Source organism: Micromonospora sp. NPDC049559, from assembly GCF_040676675.1.
GTDB lineage: Bacteria > Actinomycetota > Actinomycetes > Mycobacteriales > Micromonosporaceae > JBFAPK01.
Genome location: NZ_JBFAPK010000001.1, coordinates 590,876 through 608,412, shown reverse-complemented (window position 1 = coordinate 608,412; position 17,537 = coordinate 590,876). Strand labels below are relative to the sequence as shown.

Here is a 17,537-nt window from a genome sequence, read left to right as displayed (position 1 = left end):
TACCTTCGAGTGATGCAGCTAATCTGTCCCAAGTGTCGTGGCGAGATGCGCCAGTACGAGCGCAGCGGCGTCACCGTCGACCAGTGCAGCGAATGCCGGGGCATCTTCCTGGACCGGGGTGAGTTGGAGAAGCTCTTCGAGGCCGAGGCGAATTGGCAGCGCCAGCAGACCGGTGCGGCGCCACCCCAGCCGGGTGGCTACAACCCGCCCCCGCCGCCCCCACCGCACCAGCCCAGCTACGCCGCTCCGGGCCACGTACCGCCGCCCCCGCCGCCGCCCGTCTCGCACGGCTACCCGCCGGCTCCCGGGTACGGGCACCACGGTGGGCACCACGGCTACCACGGCCACTACCGGCGTAAGAAGAGCTTCCTGAACGAGCTCTTCGACTGACCTTCGGCGCGCGTGGAGGTCGGCCGGCCCGGTCGGCCTCCGCGCGTTCCACCTCGACCGGACCGCCCCCGAGCGCGCCGGGGCGGCGCCCCGCTGCGGCGACCGGGCAGAGGTGGCACGCTGGCGAGATGACCTTCGCCGCGCGACACGCCGGACTGCTGGCCGCGTACGACGGCATCACCGCCGCCGTCGCCCCGCTCGACGACGCCGACCTGCAACGACCGACCCGGTGCCGCGGCTGGCTCGTGAGCGATCTGCTGTTCCACCTGAACCTCGACGCGCAGCGGGCGCTCGTGGCGCTGGCCAGCCCGGCCGAGGGGCCGGCCGACGTGGACCAGGTCAGCTACTGGACTGCGGTCGGCAACGGCTCCGACGACGGGGGCCGGCACGCCACCTGGGTACGCCGCTCCGCGTCGGCGTTCGAACGCCCCAGCGGGGTGGTCCGGCTGTGGCGGGACACCGCGCCGGCGGCGGTACGGGCGGCCGGCGCCGCCGACCCGGACGGCTTCGTGACCACCCAGGGGCACGTGCTGCGCGTGTCGGACCTCGTCGCGACGCTGGTCACCGAGGCGGTCATCCACCACCTCGACCTGGTCGTGGAGCTGCCCGACGCCCCGACACCGGACCCTCGGGCGACCCGCGTCGCGCTCGCGACGGTCGACGGGCTACTCGGCGCCGACGTCCCTCGCCCGGCCGGTTGGTCGGACGTGGAATACCTGCTCAAGGCGTCCGGGCGGCTGCCCCTGGACGCGGTGGAACGCGCGGCGCTCGGTGGCGCGGCCGACCGGTTCCCCCTCGTCGGCTGAGTCCGCCGACGCGCCGGAGGACATGGACGCCGGTCGGCCGGGTCCGCCAGCGCAACGGAGGACGTGGACGCCATCGGCCGGGTCCGCCGGCACGGCGGAAGAACCTAGATCGCCATGTCGACGAAGCGGGACAGGTGCAGCTGGGCGGCGACGGTGATGGTGTCGGTGGGGCCGTTACGGTGCTTGGCCACGATGAAGTCCGCCTCGCCGGCCCGCGGCGACTCCTTGTCGTAGTAGTCGTCGCGGTGCAGCAGGATGACAACGTCGGCATCTTGCTCAATTGACCCAGATTCCCGCAAATCGGACAGCTGCGGTCGCTTGTCGGTACGTTGCTCCGGGCCACGGTTCAGCTGGCTGACCGCGATCACCGGGCACTCGACCTCCTTGGCGAGCAGCTTGAGCCCCCGGGACAGCTCCGCGACCTCCTGCTGCCGGCTCTCGGTCCGCTTCGGGGAGCTCATCAGCTGGAGATAGTCGACAACGATCATCTTCAGGTCGTGCCGTTGCTTGAGCCGCCGCGCCTTGGCCCGGATCTCCATGAGGTTCATGTTCGGGGTGTCGTCCACGAAGAGCGGCGCCTCGCTGATCTCACCCATGCAGCGGGCCAGCTTGGTCCAGTCGTCGTCCGAGAGCTGTCCGCTGCGCAGCACGTGCAGCGGCACCCGGGCCTCAGCCGAGAGGAGTCGCATGACGATCTCGACCTTGCTCATTTCCAGGGAGAAGATGGCGCTCGCCTGGTTCGCCCGGATGGCGGCATTTCGGGCAAAGTCCATGGATGCGGTCGATTTACCCAAACCAGGGCGGCCGGCCACGATGATCAATTGGCCCGCGTGCAGGCCGTTCAGCAGCCGGTCCAGGTCGGTGAAGCCGGTCGGTACGCCGGTCATCACCCCGCCCTGCGCCCCGACCGCCTCGATCTCGTCGAGCGTGGGCTGGAGCATGTCGGCGAGGACGGCGAAGTCCTCGCTCACCCGTCGCTCGGTGACGTCGTAGATCGCCTGCTGCGCGAGGTCGACGATGTCGTCCACGTCGCGGCCACCGCCGGCGGCGGAGCCGTACCCGAGCTGCACGATGCGGGTACCGGCCTCGACGAGCCGCCGCAGCACCGCCCGCTCGCTGACGATGCGGGCGTAGTAGGCGGCGTTCGCGGCGGTGGGGACGCTGGCGATGAGGGTGTGCAGGTACGGCGCCCCGCCGACCCGCCCGAGGTCGCCGGAGTCCGCCAGCGCGGCGGCCACCGTGATCGCGTCGGCCGGCTCGCCCCGGCCGTAGAGGTCGAGGATCGCGTCGAAGATGGTGGCGTGCACCGGCCGGTAGAAGTCGTTCGTGTTGAGCATCTCGACGACGTCGGCGATGGCGTCCTTGGAGAGGAGCATGCCACCGAGCACGCACTGCTCCGCGGCGACGTCCTGGGGCGGGGTCTTGTCGAACTGTCCGTCGCGCGGAGCGGGGGTGGCAGGCTGCTGCGCGCCGGCGGGTCGCGCCTCCGGACGCATGTCGTCGGTGACCGACACGGCTTCCCCCCTCCGCTGCGTCGGCTGGACCCTAAGGCCGAGGTACGACACTTCCGGCCTGGGATGTTTCCCGACCGACCGGCCCGGAGCCGAACGCGTCGGCAGGGTCGGGTGGCAACCATACGTACGCCGGGGTCACCAGCTCAAACAAGCCGGTGGACGAGTTTCGGGACAAGCTGTGGACAGTGGGGGCGGGGATGTGAGCAGCCCTGTGCACAGGCTGTGTAAAACCATTGGGGACGGCCGAGGTAAAACGCCCTGACCTGCGAAAACACGTTCCCCACCTTGTGGAGGGAAGAAATCGGGGGCTGGTTTGCCTGGTCCTGGGGCGTATGCTCTCCGCAGACGAATGTGTCTGCCTGACTGGTTGCACTCCCGTTGCAGAAAGGTCACGCTCCGGCCGTGGACTACCGGGACTGGGGACGCGGGGATCTGACCCGGTCCGAGCGACCTCCCGTCGACGGCTGGGACGACGACGGTCGACTTGCCGCCGATCCCTACTCACGCGACCAGGGCGGCTACGCCACCCCCAGCCGTCGGCGCGCCCGTCATCGGGGGGACCCGGACCCGGTCGACCGGTACACGCCGGACTGGGCGCGGGACTCGCTGGCGGCCCTGGAGTCCTCGTCAACGGAGTCCTCGGCCTGGCGGCTGGGCGCTCCGGCGCTCGGGTCCGCGACGGAGTCCGGCCGGTGGGGGCTCACCGGCGCGGAGCCGGACCGGCGGGACCGCTCGACCGGGCGGGACCGGGTGCTGGAGCCGGACGCGGTGCTGGAGCCGGACGCGGTGCTCGAACCGGATGCCGTGCTGCGCCCGCGCGGCAGCGGCCGGCACCGGCACCGGCTGGCGGAGGACGGGGACGACGCCTACCCGCTCGCCCTCTCCGGCGACGGTGAGGGCGGCCGTTGGGAGCGATCGGCCGAGACCGGCCGCTGGGAACGTACGGAGAGCGACCGCTGGGAGCGCTCCGCGGAGACGGGCCGCTGGGAACGTACGGAAAGCGGCCGCTGGCAGCGGTCCGGGGAGGTCGAGCGGTCGGAGCGTTCCGGCGATGCCGGCCGCCGGGAGCGGTCGACCTCGACCGGCCGGTGGGAGCGGTCCGACGGGACCGACCGGTGGACGTCGACGACCGACACCGGCCAGTGGGACCGGCTCACCGACACGAGCCAGTGGGACCGGAGCGAACTCGCCGAGTTGGAGCGGCGCGGCCGGGCCACCGGTGACCGGGGCGACGCGACCGACGATTCGGACCGCTGGGACCGTACGCCGGGGGTCGCGCGCCGGTCGTGGGAGATCACGGGACGCGACGCCGGCTCGGGTCGCGAGGCCGGCTCGGCACGTGACGCCGGCTCGGCACGTGACGGCATCGGCGGCCGGCGGCGGTACCGCTCCGGCGACCGGTCGGACGCCACGTCGCGCGGCGGGCGCTGGGACGATGCTCCGGACCCGGGCCGGTCCGACCGGGGCGCGGAGGACCGGCGCTGGGAGGAGTACCCGGACGCCGGCAGGTGGGCGTCGACGACGGACACCGGCCAGTGGGACCGGATGACCGACACGAGCCAGTGGGACCGGGGCGAGCTCGCCGCGCTGGAGCAGCGGGACGGGGGCGATTCCGGTACCGGGGAGGGCCGCTTCTGGCCGGGTACCCGGCTGGCGAAGGACGACCCGCGCTGGATGGACACCCCGGTCTCGGCCCCACGGTCGCCCGCGGTCGCCTATCCGAGCACCTCCGAGCCGCCGTCCCGCCCGACGTCGCCGTCCCGGCCGGAGCCGCCGTCGCGGGCGGGCCGGCAGCGGGGCTCACGGGAGCCGGCGCGGCGGGAGCGGGTGGCCCGGGACGAGCAGCGGGCGGTGACGTCCGGCACCCGGCCGACCCGGTACGGCGCGACCCGCGACCGGGGGCCACGGGAGCGTACGGAACGTGCCCGGACGCCGTACCCGGGCGGGGGACGTCCGGCGTACGCGGGCGGACTCGGGCGCGCGGGGACGATCACGGGCCGGGACGGCTGGGAGATCGAGCGGAACCTGCTCGACGCGGACCGGGGCAGCCCGCTCGCCGCCATGCTCTACGCCGTCGCCTGGTACGCGGTACCGCTGCTGGGCTTCCTCGTCTGGATGTTGACGCTCGACGGCAACGCCCCGGCCGGCTGCGTGACGGACGTGACCGGCGGCGGCTGTGACTCGGAGCGGGCGCGCGCCCTGGCGTCGCTGCTGGAGGGCTCGCCCCGGCTCGGCATGGCGCTGCTGGCCAGCCTGATCCTCGCCGTCGTGTTCCGCTGGGTCGGCCGGACCTGGCGGGCGGCGGCGGTGGGGCTGGCCGCGGCGGTGGTCGGCGGTGGCCTCACGACCCTGCTCGTCAGCGTGCTCACCGACCAGCGGATCACCTGAGCCCGCCCTCGCTCGCGCTCTGCCCGCCGGGACGGGCGAGCCGCGCGTGCGCGAGCCCCACCGGAGCGGGCCGCTCTCTTCCGGGCGAGCCGCGCCGGCAAGCCACTTCCGGGCGAGGCACTTCCGGGCGAGTCGCGTTGCGCGCCACCCCCGGCCACCGACGACGCGGATACGACGAGGGGTGCCGCACCCGAAGGTACGGCACCCCTGGTCTCGCGCGGTTTGCTACTTGGAGGGCACCACGTTCAGGTCGAACCGGGCGGTTACCTCCGGGTGCAGCTTGACCCGCACCGCGTAGTTCCCGATCGACTTGATGTGACCCGGCAGCTCCAGGCGCCGACGGTCCAGCGACGGGCCGCCGGCGGCGCGTACCGCGTCGACGATCTCGGCCGGGGTGACCGAGCCGAAGAGGCGGCCGGCGTCACCGGCGCGCGCCCGCAGGCTGACCTTGAGGCCCTCAAGCTGGCCCTTGACCTCGTTCGCGTGACCCAGGTCGCGGATCTCGCGGGCCGCGCGGGCCCGCTTGATGACCGTGACCTGCTTCTCCGCGCCCTTGGACCAGGCGATCGCGAAGCCCTGCGGCAGCAGGTAGTTACGGCCGTAGCCGTCCCGCACCTCGACGATGTCGCCCGGCGAGCCGAGACCGGACACCTCCTGAGTAAGAATGATCTTCATGGGGGTGCCTCCTCTCAGCGAGCCGTGGTCGTGTACGGCAGGAGCGCCATCTCACGGGCGTTCTTGACCGCACGGGCGATCTGCCGCTGCTGCTGCGAGGTAACGCCGGTCACCCGCCGAGCGCGGATCTTGCCGCGGTCGGAGATGAACTTGCGCAGCAGCGCGGTGTCCTTGTAGTCGATGTAGGTGATCCCGTCCTTGTCGAGCGGGTTCACCTTCTTCTTTGGCTTGCGCAGTGCCGCAGCCTTTGCCATTGCTCTTGCTCCTGGTTTGCGATCTCTGGCGCTCGGCGCCATCAGAACGGGGGCTCGTCGTCGAAGTTGCCGCCGCCGCCCGAACCGGAACCCGAGGAGGCCGGGGTCGCCGTCGCCCAGGGGTCGTCGAAGTTACCTCCGCCGCCGCCCTGGCCGCCGCCACCACCGCCGCCGAAGCCGCCACCACCGCCGCCGGAACGCGACATCTTCTGCACCTTCGCCGTGGCGTACCGCAGCGACGGGCCGATCTCGTCGACCTCCAGCTCGATGACGGTGCGCTTCTCTCCCTCGCGGGTCTCGTACGACCGCTGACGCAGCCGGCCCGAGACGATCACACGCGCGCCCCGCTGGAGCGACTCGGCGACGTGTTCGGCCGCCTGCCGCCAGACGGTGCAGGCGAGGAAGAGTGGCTCGCCGTCCTTCCATTCGCCGGATGCGCGGTCCATGAACCGGGGCGTCGAGGCGACCCGGAACTTGGCGACCGCCGCGCCGGACGGGGTGAATCGCAACTCGGGGTCATCGGTCAGGTTGCCGATGACCGTGATGGTGGTATCTCCTGCCATGACCATCTCCTCGCGTACTCATCAGTCTCTGTCGGTACAGGCTGCCAGAGCAGTACGACAGGGCTAACGAGGCTGATCCGGGCGTGCCGGGAAAGCTGTCAGATCCGGGCGTGCCGGAATGCTGGGTCAGCGCGTCTCCGGCCGGATGACCTTGGTGCGCAGCACGGACTCGTTGAGTCGCAGCTGCCGGTCCAACTCCGCCACCGCGTCAGGCGTGGCCTGCAGGTCGATGACGGCGTAGATGCCCTCGGCCTTCTTGTTGATCTCGAACGAGAGGCGCCGGCGGCCCCACACGTCGAGCTTCTCCACCGAGCCACCCGCGGTCCGGATCACGTTCAGGTACGTGTCGAGCGACGGGGCGACGGTGCGCTCCTCGAGACTTGGGTCGAGGATCACCATGATTTCGTAATGACGCAAGACGTGCTCACCTCCTGTGGGCTAGCGGCCACGGTCCTTCCGTGGCAGGAGGTCGTGCGTCGTTGCCGGGACACGTCGTGGGCGGACCCCACCGGCGCGCCTGGACAACCTGACCAGAATACCCGGCCGGCTCCGCGTACCGGCGGCGCCCCGCGCGACGTCCCGGCGGCCGCCCGAGAGACGGACCGGCGACGTACCGGCGGCCGCCCGAGAGACGGACCGGCCCCGCCTCCGCCGTGGTGGCGGGGGCGGGGCCTTCCGGTAGAGCCGCGGGGCACCCCGTCCGCATTCTTTGGGTGGGACCTGGGGAGGAACGACCACACCGATGAGGTTGGACTGGAGGTACCCCGCGGAGCCTATTGTATTGTCATCTTACGCCACAACTGCCCGAGTTGCACGTTGAGCGATAATAGCCCGAATTGCTCCTGCGGAGACGCCCACCACACAGATCGCGGCGATCAACGCCAGCAACCCCACCGGGCCACCCTCGCGCACCGGCCGGATCTGCCCGGCGGGCTCCGCAGCCGGCCCGCGCGCCCAGTTCAGCGGCGGGGCGTCCTCCGCCACGCCGGGCCGCGTGGCGGAGGACGCCCCCGGAGCAGCGCCCCCGGCACGGTCGCCCGCGCCAGCCAGGTCACCGCTGGACATCGCCTCCGGACCGGTCGGCACCGCGCCGACCGGTACCGCCTGCACCTCGACCCGCACGGCCGCCTCGTCCGTCAGGAGGCAGTCCGGCCGCAGCGCCACCGACACGGGACCGCGGTGAACCAGTACGTCCCCGGCCGAGCCGCCCGGTATCTCGCCCTGCGCCACACCGTCCAGCAGCAGCCGAGCCGACCGGCCGGTGTCGTTGACCACCCGGAGCGAACTCTCCGGTGGCAGCCGCAGCGACGTGGGCTTCGGCTCGACGCCGCAGCGCACCCGGAACAGGCCACCGCCGGTGAAGACCACCTCCGGCCGGCCGTCGCGGGCCGGATCGGGTGGCGGGCCGGCCGTCGCCACGCTCGACGCCAGCGACGGCGCGCCGGCGAAGAGCGCGGCGACGGCCACGGTGGCGCGGCGGTGTCGGGTCGGCGACGGCACGTTTCCCCTCTTCCAGACCGGCAGGTCAAGACGCTTCGATCCCCCGGTCGGCCCCTGTCCCAGGTCCGGACCGGCGGTTTCACCCGGCCTAACGACCGGTGGACGACCCGGTGACGCGGACGGCCGGCGGACCGGTACCCCGAAATGGCGCCTCCGGCAGACCCTCCCGGTCGCCCCCGCGACGTAGGCTCGCCCTCATGCGCATCGGAGCCCACGTCGATCCCGTCGATCCACTGGACGAGGCAGCCCTCCGCAAGGCCGACGCCGTCCAGTTCTTCCTCGCCGATCCGCAGGGCTGGAAGAGCCCGGAGCCCCGCGCGGACGCCGAGCGGTTGAGCACGGCGGAGGTCGAGGTCTACATCCACGCGCCGTACGTCATCAACGTGGCGACGCTGAACAACCGGATCCGCATTCCGAGCCGCAAGCTGCTGCTCGCGCACGCCGCCGCGGCCGCGGCGGTCGGCGCCAGGGGTCTGGTCGTCCACGGCGGACACGTCGGCAAGGGGGACGACCTCGCCGCCGGCTTCGACAACTGGCGCAAGACCTTCGCGTACGCCGCGAAGGAGGGCGGCTTCGCCACGCCGGTACTGATCGAGAACACCGCCGGGGGTGACAACGCCTGTGCCCGCCGGTTCGACGCGCTCGCCCGGCTGTGGGACGCCGTCGGCGAGTACGGTGTCGGGTTCTGCCTGGACACCTGCCACGCACACGCCGGCGGTGAGGACCTGCTCGACGTGGTCGACCGGGTCAGGGCGATCACCGGTCGGATCGACCTGGTGCACGCCAACAACTCCAGGGACGCGTTCGACTCCGGGCGGGACCGGCACGACAACTTCGCCCGGGGGACCATCGACCCGGAACTGCTGGTCGCGGTGGTCCGTGCCGCCGACGCTCCGGTCATCGTCGAGACGCCGGGTGGCGCCGACGGGCAGGGCGCCGACATCGCGTACCTGCGGGACCGGTTGGGCCGGTAGGGAACGACACCATGACCACGGAGCAGTCAGACGTGACCGACGTGACCTCCGGGCCCACCCTGGGCGCCGGCGAGACCGGCCCGGCGAACGAGCCCGGGGCGACCGTCGAATCCCGGTCGGGTGACGCCCCCGGATCCCGATCGGGCGAGGCCGGGGCGGCGGAGACCGCCCCGACGAAGGCCGCGCCGGACGCGACCGGGCCGGCTGGGGACGATTCCGGCAAGGCCGCGCCGGACGGGGACGACCCCGGGAAGGCCGCGCTGGTGGACGACCCCGGCAAGGCCGGGCCGGACGCGACCGAACGGGGCGGGAGCGGGAGCGGCGGGACCGGGCCGGCCACCGTCGACGAGAAGGCCGCCACCGGGGAGAAGGCAGACGCCGGGGAGAAGGCAGACGCCCGGGACGCCGCGCCCGCCTCGCGCGGCTTCAGGCTCGGTCGGATCAGGCTGGGCCGGGCCGCCCGGCGCGCCGCCGCCGGCGAGAACGCCGGGAAGGACGCGCCGGCCGGCGATCCCGCCGGTACGGGCGCAACCGCGCCCGACGGCGAGGAGAAGCAGGACGATCCGTTCGCCGCCTTCGCCCCCGAGCCGGAGCGGGTGCCCGGACGCGTCCGCCGGATCCTGCGCCGTACCGGCCGGGTGCTGATCCACGAGTGGACGCTCGCGGTGCTGGGCAGCCTCGCCCTCGCCGTCCTGATGACCTGGCCCACGTTGCGCTACCCGCAGCACACCATTGCCCAGGACGTCTGGGACCCGACCCTGCAGGCCTGGCAGATGGCCTGGTCGGGACACATCCTGCTGACCGACCCGGGGCAGCTCTTCCAGTCCAACAGCTTCTACCCGCTGCGGTGGAGCTTCGCCTTCTCCGACATGCTGCTCGGCTACGCGCCGGCCGGCATGATCGGCAGTGGCCCCACGGCGGCCGTCCTCCGGTACAACATCATCTTTGTGCTGGCGCACGCGCTCGCCTTCTTCGGCGCGTACGCCCTGGTGCGGCAGCTCGGCTCGGGCAAGGCCGGGGCGGCGGTGGCGGCCGCCGGCTACGCGTACGCGCCGTGGCTGCTCGCCCAGGCCGGGCACCTGCACATCGTCTCCAACGGCGGCATCCCACTGGCCCTGGCCCTGCTGGCCCGGGGGCACGGCTGGTCGCTGCGGCTGGGCTACCGCCCCGAGCGACGCCGCTCCGGCTGGGCGCTGACCGGCTGGCTCGTCGCCGCCTGGCAGCTGAGCCTGGGCTTCGGCATCGGCCTGCCGTTCGCGTACATCCTGGGCCTGGTCGTGCTGGTCGCGACGGTGATCTGGCTGGCGCGGCGCTACCTCGGCCGGCGCGTACGGCGCCCCTTCGGCGCCCGGCTGCTGCTCGCCGACGTGCTGGGCGGGGCGATCTTCGTGCTGGCCGGGGCGCTGCTGTCGATCCCGTACTTCAAGGTCGCCCAGCTGTATCCGGAGGCCAAGCGGTCGGTGGACATCCTGGGCGCCTACTCGCCCCCGCCGAGCGGCTTCTTCGTCGCCCCCGCCGAGTCGCGGATCTGGGGGAGCCTGCACGAGCAGGCGCGCGCCGGGCTGCCCTGGCACCCCGAGATGACCCTGCTACCGGGCTTCGTGCTCTACGCGCTCGCCGCGGGCGGGCTGCTCTTCTCCATCTGGACGGTACGGCAGCGGCTGTTCCTGCTCGCCGGGGTGCTGGCCACCGCGATCCTCGCGATGGGCACCCGCTTCTTCGGCGGCACCTACACCTACCTGCCGCTCTTCGAGCACCTGCCCGGCTGGAACGGGCTCCGCACGCCGGGCCGGCTGATGCTCTGGACCACGCTGCTGCTCGGCATCCTCGCGGCGGGCGCCGTGAGCGCGTTCGTGGTGCGGGTACGGGAGGTCGCCGCGCAGCGCGTACCGCCGTGGCCCGGGCCGTGGCTGCGGCTGGCCATGGTGCTGCCGTTGGCGCTGGTGCTCGTCGAGGGGCTGAACACCACCCCGCACCCGATCGTGCCGCTGCAACCGGCGGCGATGCGTACCGCCGAGGGGCCGGTCCTGGTGCTGCCCAGCGGCCAGGAGTTCGACGAGAACGTGATGCTCTGGTCGACCTCGCGGTTCCAGAAGATCGTCAACGGCGGCAGCGGCTTCACCCCGCGCCAGCTCGACGAGGTCCGCCGGGCCACCACGAGCTTCCCGGACGCGACCAGCGTGGAGTACCTGCGCACCCTCGGGGTACGCACCGTCGTGCTGGTCCGGGACCGGGTCGGCGGTACGCCGTGGGAGGCGACCATCGACCTGCCCGTGGAGACGCTCGGCATCCAGCGCGAGGAGGTCGGCGACGCGGTCGTCTACCGGCTGTAGGGACGTACGCGAGCCGCCCCGGCACCGGAGGGATTTCCTCGGTGCCGGGGCGGCGTGCTGTCCGGGATGCGGTCGAGACGGGCCGACCGCACGGGCAGAGCGATCGGGCCGACCGCGCGGGCCGGCCGGGGGATCGGGGCGGCCGGTCAGGCCGGAGCGGCGTGCTCCAGGGGCGGTTCCGCGGCGGGTACGGCGGGTCCCGGTACCGACCGCGACGCGACCGGTCGCCGCCAGCGCAGCGCCCACGGCGCGTCCGGTGCGCCGTCCAGCACCCCGCCGTCCGGGTCGTCCGCGTAGGTCTGGCGCACCGGATCGCGCTCCGGCCGCAGGATGTCCCGCACGACGAGACCGCAGAGCACGCAGACGGTGACCAGCCGGAGCGTCGCGGCCAGCACGAAGACGCCCTCGGGGAAGACCTGCTTGCCGGAGGCGCCGAGCAGTTCCCCGTAGAAGGCGACGAAGTAGCAGACCTCCGCGAGCTGCCAGGCCAGGAACGCCCCCCAACGCGGCCGGGCGAGCACGGCCAGCGGCAGCAGCCAGAGCACGTACTGCTGCGACCACACCTTGCTGAAGATCAGGAACGCGGCGACGACCAGGAAGGCGAGTTGGGCCAGCCGGGGCCGGCGCGGGGCCCGCAGCGCCAGCGCGGCGATCGCGAGGCAGGCCACTCCGAAGAGCGCGTACGTCAGGTAGTTCAGGGTCGGGTCGACGTGGTTGCTCAACCACTGGAACGGCCCCTGGTCGCCCGGGCTGCCGCTGTGCCACTTCCCATCCAGGTACCGCCCGATGTACCAGAGGGTGCCCCAGTCGATCGCCCGCTCGGTGTTGAGTTCGAAGAACCGGTCCCAGCTCTCCCGGTACGGGATCGCCACGGGCAGGTTCACGACGACGACCGCGAGCGCGGCGGTGCCGAGCGCCGCCAGCGCCTGCCGGAGCCGGTCGGCCCGCAGCGCCAGCACGAGCAGCGGGCCGAGGATGAACAGTGGCCAGAGCTTCGCCGCGCCGGCGAGCCCGAGCAGGAGGCCGGCGAGCACGGGCCGGCGCCGCGCCCAGGCGTACAGGCCGAAGGCGGCGAGCCCGACGGCGAGCAGGTCCCAGTTGACCGTGGCGGTGACCAGGAGCGCGGGGGAGAGCGCGAACATCGCGGCGTCCCACGGCCGGCGGCGGCGCAGCGCGAGGATGACCGCGACGGTGGCGATGGCGAGCGCGCCGAGCACCAGCGCGTTCAGGTTGTAGAACCACATCCCCTGGTTGATCTCGGGGCGGGACGTGCCGAGGCTGTGTACCGGCAGCCCGAGCGCGCCCATGAAGTACCCGGTCACCACCGGGTACTCGACCGGGTGGTCCCGGTACGGCACCTTGCCCTCGTTGAGGCCCTCCGCGTAGTACAGCGCCAGCACGTCCGTGTAGCAGAACCGGGTGTACTGCACGTTGTTCTGCCAGGCGCCGTCCTGGCAGGGCGACTTCTGCACCCAGTGCAGCGCGAGGGTGAGACACGTCAGGGCCAGCACGATCCGCGCCGCCGTCCAGAACCGGTTGGGCCGGTTGACCGGGCGGTCGACCCCGACGGCGTGCTCGCCGAGCGGGCCGCCGATCGCCTGGGACAGCCCGCGGACGAACCCGTCCGACCGGGAAGGGTGGTCAATCTTCTCAGGCTCGTCGATGCCTGCCGCCGACTGCGCACTCATGAACAGGCATCCTGCCGTACGCACCGGCCATCCGTCCTCCCCCGGGCCCGTGTCGGTACGTCCGGGGCGAGGACCGGAGGCCGAAACGCCGCCGGCGGCCGAGAGGAATCCCGGCCGCCGGCGGCGTTCACGCGATCGCTACCCGACGGCCGTCAGCCGCCGTTGTTGCGGTCACCGCCGTTCGGCCCACCCGGGGGGAAGTTGGGACCGGTGGGCGGGTTCGGACCGGTGGGCGGGTTCGGGCCGGTGGGCGGGTTGCTGCAGAACGGGTTGACCATCGGGTTGCACTGCTGCCCCTGCGGCGGCGGGGGCGGGGTCTTCTCGATGCCGTTGCCGACGCTCTCGTCACCCATCTGGACGACGTCCGGCAGCTTGACCTCCTCCTTGCCCTTCAGCGCGGCGTCCATGAAGCGCTTCCAGATGTCGGCCGGCAGGCCGCTACCGCCGATGTCCTTCTCGTCATCGTCGATGATCTCGGGCTTCTTCGGGTCCTTGCTGCCGACCCAGACCGCGGTGGCGATCTGCGGGGTGTAGCCGACCATCCACGCGTTGGAGTTGTGCTTGGTGTTGCCGTACTGCCAGGTACCGGTCTTGCCGGCGGCCTCCCGGTCGCTGGCCAGGGCATGGTGGTTGATCCCCGGGATCTTCTTGAGCACGGCCGTTACCTGGTCGGCGACCGACTTCTTGATCCGCCGCTGCGGCTTGAGCTGCTCGCCGCCCTTCTTCTCCCACTTGCCGGTGGCCTGGTTCTGCTGCTCGATCTTCACGACGAAGTGGGCCTTGTTGTACATGCCGCCGTTCGCGAGGGTGGCCAGGCCGTTCGCGTGGTCGAGGACGGTGATGGGGTACTGCCCGTAGCCGACCACGTTGTAGAACGGGGACGGCGCGACGTCGTCGCCCTTCTTCTTGGTGAGGTCGACCGCCTCCGGGTCGCCCTTTTCCGGCACGGTCCACATGGTGTTGACCCCGGCGGCCTTGGCGATGTCCACGACCTTGGCCGGGCCGATCTTCTCGGTCACGTGGTAGAAGGGCACGTTGTACGACTGCTCCGTGGAGTACTGGAGCGTGCACCAGGTGTCACAGGTCTTCTTCACGTCCCGGCCCGCGTTGGTGATCTCGGCGTCGAAGCCCTCGGGCTTGAAGTTCGACGCGTCCCAGTGCGACTGCACCGAAACGTTCGAGTCGATCGCGGCGGTCAGCGTGTAGACCTTGAACGACGAGCCCGGCGGGTGGCCGCCGTAGAGCCGGCCGCTGCTGTCGGTGTTGACGCCCGCGTAGTCGATGTCCGCGCCGCTGTCGCCGCCGTAGTAGGCGAGCACCTGGCCGGTCTTCGGGTCGATCGCGACGATCGCGGCCATCAGGTTCTTCGGCTGGCCGTCGAGTTCGGAGCCCTTCTGGGCCGGCCGCGCCGCAGCCTCCGCGGCGGCCTGCATCTTCGGGTCGATGGTGGTGGTGATCTTGTAACCGCCGTCGGCGAGCTGCGCCGAGCAGCTCTGCGGGTTGTCCCGTGGCCCGTCGACGCAGAGCCCCATCTGCTTCATCTCGTCGCGGACGTAGTTGACGACGTTGCCCTTCGGCGTGTTCACGCCGAAGGCGGTGCCGCTCTGCTTGATCGGCAGAACCGTCGGGTACTGCGTGGGACGGTCCGCCGGGTTCATCCACTTCTTTTCGATCATGCCGTCCAGCACGTAGTTCCAGCGGTCCGTGGCGGCCTGCAGGTTGAGCGACGGGTCGTAGCCCTTGTGCCCGGTGCTCTGGTCCGGCTCCGGCTGCTTGATCACCGCGGCCAGCACCGCGCCCTCGGCCGGGGTCAGCTTGCTGACGTCCTTGCCGAAGTACGCCTGCGCCGCCGCCTGGATGCCGTACGCGTTGCGACCGAAGTAGATCGTGTTCAGGTAGTGCTGCATGATCTCGTCTTTGTCGTACTTGTCGCTCAGCTTGGAGGCGAGGATCGCCTCCTTCACCTTCCGCGCGTACGTGTCGTCATGCAGGTTCGCGTAGGCGTTGCGGGCGTACTGCTGGGTGATCGTCGAGGCGCCCTGCTTGCTGCCGCCCGTGAAGTTGTTGAAGGCCGCCCGGACGATGCCGACGTAGTCGACGCCGGAGTGCTCGTAGAACTTGCGGTCCTCGGCCGAGGCCACCTCGTGCTGGAGGAACTCGGGGATCTGTTCCTTCGTGACGAACTGGCGGTTCTCCTCGCCGAGCTTCACCAGCGCCGTCTTGCCGTCCTTCGCGTAGACCGTGGTCGACAGCGGCAGCGGCACGTCCTTGGGGAGCGGGACGGTGGTCGAGTAGTAGGTGAAGCCGACCACGCCGACGCCCGCGAGCATGATGAAGACGGCGCAGGAGGCGATGATCCAGTTCATGCGCCGGCGGCGCTTCGCCTTCGCCTTGGCGTCCGGGTCGTCGGCCGCCGCGCCGCGCCCGCGCCGCCCCGGACCCGAGCCACCGGGCCCGTCCGGTCCGGAGCCACCGGGGCCGGCCGGCGAGACCGGTACCGCGGCGCGCGCGACGCTGGCGCGGCCCGCGGTACCCACCGAGGCGGCGCCCACCGTCGCCCGGCCGGCGCCGGGGCGACCCGCGCCCATCCCGCCGTCCGGGCCGGGTACGCCCGCCCGCCCGACCCGAGCCCGGCCGGCCGAGGCCGAACCGACGGAGGCCGAACCGACCGACGCGGACCCGGACGCCGGCGGGCCGACCGAGGCCCGTCCGGTGCCCGCCGGATCGGGGCTGACCGGAGAAGCCTTGCCGACGGAGGCCCGCCCGCTGGAAGCCGCCCGGGGCGCGGCGGAGCCGCCGTTGCCGCCCCAACCACCCCCGGACCCTCCTCCGGGCGCCGCCCGCCAGTACGAGTCGTCCGCCGCAGGCCCTGGATCACCCTGTGTGCCGGGTATCTGGGCCCGGCCACGCGGAGAACTGGGATCGCCGTACGAGTTCATTCGTCACACCCTGCCGGTCGCGGTGGGGCGGTCGAGCGCCCGCACCGGGTTGCCGTGAGCCATGCCATGCCGAGCACCCGACCGGATCCACCGGCCGGGGACAGCCACATCAGAAATAACCGGACTTATCCGGTTTGTGTCGTGCCACCCGCCCGGTCGTTGTCGGGACACTTCCCGGACCGGGTGGGCCACGATCACCGTCGAGCCTCGCGCCTTCGCCTCGTCGCCGAAGCGCCGCGCCCCGAGCCGCCGGTACCCGCCGTGCCCGGACCCGCCGCGGCGGCCGCGTCGGCGGACGAGCCGTCGTCCGTACCGCCCGCGAGCCCGTCACGCCCGAGTAGGAACTGCTCGACGAGATGGTTCCAGTCGCAGCTGCGGCACACCTCCACCACAAAGACCTGGAACTCACGCAGCGTCATCGCCAGCACGGGCAGCTCCGCGAGCGTCCGCGCCTGACCGGCCGACTGCTTGAGTTCATCGCCGTAGATGTAGTGCACATGGGTGAGGTTCTCGCGACGGCAGATAGGGCAGCGCTCCTCTGTCGGCTCACCGTGGAACCGCGCCGCATTCTTCAGGTAGGGCGAGGCGTCACAGACCTCGTACGTGCCCACCCGACCCGAGAAGACCTCACGTAGCAGCGCTCGCTTCTGTAGCGAGTAGTCGACGACCTGGCGCTGCGTACGCATGCGGGAAAGGGTACGCGGTTCGGCCCGGAGAGGCGACTTCCGCTACTCAGCGTGACTTTACCTGCGCAAAATTAGGGGTTTGCTCGCACGCCACCTGGCGTCTAACGTGCGATGTATCGGTCCGATACATCGGAGCGTTGATAGCCTGCGAGCGAAGGCGTGGAAGGGAGAGCGGTGCTCGAACTCGCCGTCCTCGGACTCCTTCAGGAGTCCGCGATGCACGGCTACGAACTGCGCAAAGAACTCGCGGCGAAGTTGGGTGCGATCCGCGCGGCGATCAGCTACGGCTCGCTCTATCCGACGCTGCGACGACTCCAGGCGGCGGGCTGGATCACGGAAGCCACCGAGACCCCGGCCACCGCAACCGAGCCGGTGCCCGCGCTCACCAGCCGGCGGGGGCGCATCGTATACAAGATCACAGCAGAGGGTAAGGAACGCTTCGCCGAGCTGATCGCGCAGGCCGGCCCGGAGACCTATGAGGACACCGGATTCGGCGTGCACTTCGCGTTCTTCGCCCGTACCGACCAGGCGACGCGCCTGCGGATCCTGGAAGGTCGACGCCGCAAGATCGAAGAGCGGCGCGAGGGCCTGCGCGACGTCCTGAGCCGCGCGGCCGAGCGGCTCGACGCCTACACGCTCGAACTGCAGCGCCACGGACTCGACGCCTGCGAGCGCGAGGTCCGCTGGCTGGAGGAACTCATCGCGAACGAGCGATCCGGCCGGCCCCCGGCGATGCCGCAGCGGGGCACCGGGCAGGAAACACGAGAAGAAAAAGAAGAAGACCACCCGCGACCGGCGGAAGAGCCGGAGCGGCCGTGAAGAACACA

General features: G+C 71.9%; 15 protein-coding genes. 6 read left to right on the top strand and 9 right to left on the bottom strand.

Annotated elements, in window-relative coordinates; all coding sequences use genetic code 11:
* Positions 1 to 9 precede the first annotated feature (9 nt).
* On the top strand, positions 10 to 390 hold the full coding sequence (locus AB0J86_RS02695) for a zf-TFIIB domain-containing protein (RefSeq protein WP_363851336.1): 381 nt from the start codon (positions 10 to 12) through the stop codon (positions 388 to 390).
* A 128-nt stretch (positions 391 to 518) separates the two neighbouring features.
* Entirely contained in the window at positions 519 to 1,196 is a 678-nt protein-coding gene (locus tag AB0J86_RS02690; RefSeq protein ID WP_363851334.1) for a maleylpyruvate isomerase N-terminal domain-containing protein, read from the top strand.
* Between the two features lie 104 nt (positions 1,197 to 1,300).
* Here AB0J86_RS02690 and dnaB read toward each other — a convergent pair whose 3' ends face one another.
* Positions 1,301 to 2,692, bottom strand: a complete 1,392-nt coding sequence (gene dnaB / locus AB0J86_RS02685; protein WP_363851638.1) for a replicative DNA helicase — start codon at positions 2,690 to 2,692, stop codon at positions 1,301 to 1,303.
* A 420-nt stretch (positions 2,693 to 3,112) separates the two neighbouring features.
* On the opposite strand from dnaB, the gene AB0J86_RS02680 reads away from it, so the two are divergent.
* Positions 3,113 to 5,098, top strand: coding sequence for a hypothetical protein (locus AB0J86_RS02680; RefSeq protein ID WP_363851331.1), 1,986 nt, complete (start codon positions 3,113 to 3,115; stop codon positions 5,096 to 5,098).
* Between the two features lie 225 nt (positions 5,099 to 5,323).
* Here AB0J86_RS02680 and rplI read toward each other — a convergent pair whose 3' ends face one another.
* The 5 genes from rplI to AB0J86_RS02655 all read right to left on the bottom strand — a co-directional run bounded on the left by rplI (position 5,324) and on the right by AB0J86_RS02655 (position 8,090).
* The gene (gene rplI, locus AB0J86_RS02675) at positions 5,324 to 5,773 is read right to left on the bottom strand and encodes a 50S ribosomal protein L9 (RefSeq protein WP_363851328.1); all 450 of its coding nucleotides are present in this window, start codon (positions 5,771 to 5,773) and stop codon (positions 5,324 to 5,326) included.
* Between the two features lie 14 nt (positions 5,774 to 5,787).
* Positions 5,788 to 6,027, bottom strand: coding sequence for a 30S ribosomal protein S18 (rpsR, locus tag AB0J86_RS02670; RefSeq protein ID WP_091551811.1), 240 nt, complete (start codon positions 6,025 to 6,027; stop codon positions 5,788 to 5,790).
* Positions 6,028 to 6,068: 41 nt separating this feature from the next.
* Positions 6,069 to 6,590: a single-stranded DNA-binding protein gene (locus AB0J86_RS02665; protein ID WP_363851326.1), complete on the bottom strand. Its 522-nt coding sequence runs from the start codon at positions 6,588 to 6,590 to the stop codon at positions 6,069 to 6,071.
* A 126-nt stretch (positions 6,591 to 6,716) separates the two neighbouring features.
* On the bottom strand, positions 6,717 to 7,007 hold the full coding sequence (gene rpsF, locus AB0J86_RS02660; RefSeq protein ID WP_363851323.1) for a 30S ribosomal protein S6: 291 nt from the start codon (positions 7,005 to 7,007) through the stop codon (positions 6,717 to 6,719).
* A 372-nt stretch (positions 7,008 to 7,379) separates the two neighbouring features.
* On the bottom strand, positions 7,380 to 8,090 hold the full coding sequence (locus AB0J86_RS02655) for a hypothetical protein (protein WP_363851320.1): 711 nt from the start codon (positions 8,088 to 8,090) through the stop codon (positions 7,380 to 7,382).
* A 197-nt stretch (positions 8,091 to 8,287) separates the two neighbouring features.
* Here AB0J86_RS02655 and AB0J86_RS02650 point away from each other — a divergent pair, with 197 nt between their 5' ends.
* A complete protein-coding gene (locus AB0J86_RS02650; protein ID WP_363851317.1) occupies positions 8,288 to 9,064 on the top strand; it encodes a deoxyribonuclease IV in 777 nt (258 codons plus the stop codon).
* Between the two features lie 11 nt (positions 9,065 to 9,075).
* Positions 9,076 to 11,397, top strand: coding sequence for a hypothetical protein (locus AB0J86_RS02645; protein ID WP_363851314.1), 2,322 nt, complete (start codon positions 9,076 to 9,078; stop codon positions 11,395 to 11,397).
* Between the two features lie 146 nt (positions 11,398 to 11,543).
* On the opposite strand, the gene AB0J86_RS02640 is transcribed toward AB0J86_RS02645, so the two are convergent.
* The 3 genes from AB0J86_RS02640 to AB0J86_RS02630 form a co-directional block, all read right to left on the bottom strand.
* Positions 11,544 to 13,085 (bottom strand): glycosyltransferase 87 family protein, encoded by a 1,542-nt coding sequence (locus AB0J86_RS02640; RefSeq protein ID WP_363851311.1) that lies wholly within the window; start codon positions 13,083 to 13,085, stop codon positions 11,544 to 11,546.
* 152 nt (positions 13,086 to 13,237) lie between these two features.
* Entirely contained in the window at positions 13,238 to 16,024 is a 2,787-nt protein-coding gene (locus AB0J86_RS02635; protein WP_363851308.1) for a transglycosylase domain-containing protein, read from the bottom strand.
* A 194-nt stretch (positions 16,025 to 16,218) separates the two neighbouring features.
* On the bottom strand, positions 16,219 to 16,710 hold the full coding sequence (locus tag AB0J86_RS02630; protein WP_363851306.1) for a DUF5318 domain-containing protein: 492 nt from the start codon (positions 16,708 to 16,710) through the stop codon (positions 16,219 to 16,221).
* Between the two features lie 174 nt (positions 16,711 to 16,884).
* Here AB0J86_RS02630 and AB0J86_RS02625 point away from each other — a divergent pair, with 174 nt between their 5' ends.
* Positions 16,885 to 17,529 carry a PadR family transcriptional regulator gene (locus tag AB0J86_RS02625; RefSeq protein ID WP_363851303.1) on the top strand — a complete coding sequence of 215 codons (645 nt, stop codon included), beginning with the start codon at positions 16,885 to 16,887 and terminating at the stop codon, positions 17,527 to 17,529.
* Positions 17,530 to 17,537: the final 8 nt, after the last annotated feature.